The sequence below is a fragment of the Saccharopolyspora sp. genome (genome assembly GCF_017434145.1).
Taxonomy (GTDB): Bacteria; Actinomycetota; Actinomycetes; order Mycobacteriales; family Pseudonocardiaceae; genus Saccharopolyspora_C; species Saccharopolyspora_C galaxeae.
Genome location: NZ_JAFRFW010000281.1, coordinates 1 through 2149, shown reverse-complemented (window position 1 = coordinate 2149; position 2149 = coordinate 1). Strand labels below are relative to the sequence as shown.

At 72.2% G+C, this 2149-nt stretch carries 2 protein-coding genes; one reads left to right on the top strand and one right to left on the bottom strand.

Annotated elements, in window-relative coordinates:
• Positions 1 to 893 (top strand): MFS transporter (locus IJH84_RS07825; RefSeq protein WP_295142086.1); only part of this gene is annotated, 893 nt, incomplete at its 5' end.
• A gap of 284 nt (positions 894 to 1177) precedes the next feature.
• Here the strand turns inward: IJH84_RS07825 and IJH84_RS07820 are convergent.
• Positions 1178 to 2149 (bottom strand): beta-ketoacyl synthase N-terminal-like domain-containing protein (locus IJH84_RS07820; RefSeq protein WP_295142083.1); only part of this gene is annotated, 972 nt, incomplete at its 5' end.

Sequence of the window (2149 nt, the reverse complement as noted above, 5' to 3'; positions counted from 1 at the left end):
GGTTACTCGCGGCGGCCGGCGCGGCGATGTACACCCCGAACGCCGCGGCTACCGCTGCGGCGCTGGCCGGTGCGGCCAAGCGTGGGCAGGCCTTCTCGGTCGTCAACGTCGGCTTGTCGTCGTCGCTGGTGCTCGGTGCCCCGCTGGGAACGGCGATCGGGGCGCTGTGGGGGTGGCGGGCCACCATGTGGTTCCTCACCGCGCTCGCGGTGCTGAGCGCGCCGCTCATCGCGTGGCGGCTGCCGTCGGTGCAGCTGCCCGCCGCGGCGGGCCTGCGGCTGCGGTTCGCGCCGCTGGGAGATCGCCGGGTGCTCGGTGCGCAGGCCATCACGGTGATCGCGTTCGTCGGCATCTTCATCCCGTACACCTACATCAGCGTGGTGTACGCGCCGGTGATCGAAGGCAGGCAGAACCTGCTGACCGTGCTGCTGCTGGTGTTCGGCGTCGCGGGAACCGTCGGGAACCTCACCGCGGGGCACGTCGCCGATCGGCAGGGGCCGTGCCGGGTCGTCGTCGCGGTCGCGGTCCTGCTGGCCGTGGTGTTCGGGATCGCCGTCGTGGCACGGGAATCGCTGCCTGCCGCCATCCCGGTGATCGTGGTCTCCGGCCTGTTGTCCTGGTCGGTGCTCAGTCCTCAGCAGCACCGGGTGGTGGCGCTGCGGCCGGAGGCGTCCGCGTTGGTCGTCTCGCTCAACGCGGCGGCCGTCTACCTCGGGGTGTCGCTGTCCGGCGTGCTCGGCGCGGCCGGGCTGAACCTGCTGGGGCAGGCTGCGCTCCCGCTGCTCGGTTCGGCGTTCCTGATCGTGGCCGCGCTGCTGACCCTGGCCACCGGCAGGCCCCGCGAGCCCGAGACCGCCCAGCGGTCCGCGAGCGCGTCGGCGACCGGCAGCTGAACCGCGTCGCGCTGGACTTCCGGAGACCGGGCACATCTGGCGTTCACCGAACCGGTGCAGCCGTTCCGAGCCGAGCAGGGCAGCCGCGGCGCCGGGTCGCCTGATGTCCAACGGCGACCCGCGCTCCTCGGAGCCGTCAGTCCCGTTCCGCGTGGTCGTGCATCGCGCGTCCCGGTTCGCCGACGTCGAGTCGTCAGCGAACCGGTGGGTCGATCTCGCGCACGCACCGGGAAGAGCCGCGCCGGATTCCGCCGTTCCGGAAGTGGCCGCGAGCGCTGACCGGATCAGGCCGGTGGTGCGAGGACGACCGCGGAGTTGTGCCCGCCCAGGCCCAGCGACGCCTTGACGGTGAGTCCCGGCTCCGCGGGTGTGGGCCCGTCCAGCAGCCGCGGGTGGCCGGACGCGACCGCAGGTGGCGCCGGGATGAGCCCGTGCTCGTAGCCGAGGGCGGTCGCGCTGATCTCGACCGCGGAGGCAGCGCCCATGCAATGACCCGCGAGCGGCTTCACCGAGTAGATCCCGGCTTCGGGGGAGAACAGCTCGTCGAAGACGGCTGCCTCGGCGCGGTCGCACTGCGCGGTGCCGGGACCGTGGGCGTTGAGGTAGGCGACGTCGGCCCCGCGGACGCCGGAGTTCTCCAGCGCCTCGGAGAAGCAGCGGCTCACCTCGGTGTGCCCCGGGTCGACGGAGGTGACGTGGTGGGCGTCGTGCGACATCGCGCCACCGAGCAGGTCGGCGTAGGGGCGCGGTGAGCGCTTCGACAGCACCATGCCGACCGAGGCCTCGCCGATCACGAATCCCCGGCTGCCTTCCTGGAAGGGCCGGCAGGCGTCGAGCGGTTCAGCGTCGGTGATCGCGACCCCGAGGCGGTTGAAGTGCAGCACGTGCTCGGGGGTGGCCATCAGGTCGGTGTTGATGAACACGACGTCGTCCACCACTCCCGCATCCAGCCAGGCCTTCGCGGTCAGCAGGCCTGAGTTGCCCGCGGCGCACATCGCGGAGATGTTCATCGCCGGGCCGTGGAAGCCGAACTCCTGCATGAACGTCGACATCGGGGTCGAGGGCATGAGGCCGAGGTAGTCGCGCACCCGCGCGTCCGATTCCTTGGCCGTGTAGAAGTCGTTCCACAGGTCGGTGTCGCCGAGCACCGTCGCGTGCAGCAGGCCGACGCGCCGTCCGGGCTCCCAGCCGCGGCTTTCGGCGTCGCTGATCGCTTCTCGGGCGGCGCCGCGCATGGCCCTGGCGAAGCGGCTCGG